Annotated in this window: 1 pseudogene; it reads left to right on the forward strand. The window is 54.1% G+C overall.

What is annotated here, in order from left to right:
• Positions 1-283: 283 nt before the first annotated feature.
• Positions 284-466, forward strand: a pseudogene (locus RM609_RS34240) (2,3-diaminopropionate biosynthesis protein SbnB); the annotation flags it as partial.

Below are 466 nucleotides of genomic sequence, written 5' to 3' on the forward strand. Positions count from 1 at the left end.
GCTCCTTGGTAACCCTAAAGGAAACTCGCTGGGAATTGTCGGTGGTGGTGAAATCGCCACGGAAACCCTTCACTACCTGGATGCGCTGAACATTTTGCCGGATCGAATCACCATAAGCGACCCACGCCCCCTCAAAGAGACGCCCCTCGGATCCTTTGAACATTGCAATCTCCATTCAGATGCACTCCTCCGCGTCCTTGACGCGGACACAGTCCTTCTGACCACTACTGCTTCAGCACCGCATTTACCCCAAGGCTTTCGGACACGCCCGGGGCAACTAGTTTTGAACCTCTCACTGCGCGATCTGCACCCAGAATCTCTGCTTGACGCAAACAATATTTTTGATGACGTGGAGCACTGCCTGACTGCCCGAACCTCACCACACCTACTCAGCATGACCCATCCGAGAGAAGAATTCGTAACAGGAACGCTCGCAGACGTTATGGACGGAGACGCGCAACTGAGT

Origin of the sequence: Streptomyces hesseae (assembly GCF_031845785.1) — a bacterium.
GTDB lineage: Bacteria > Actinomycetota > Actinomycetes > Streptomycetales > Streptomycetaceae > Streptomyces > Streptomyces hesseae.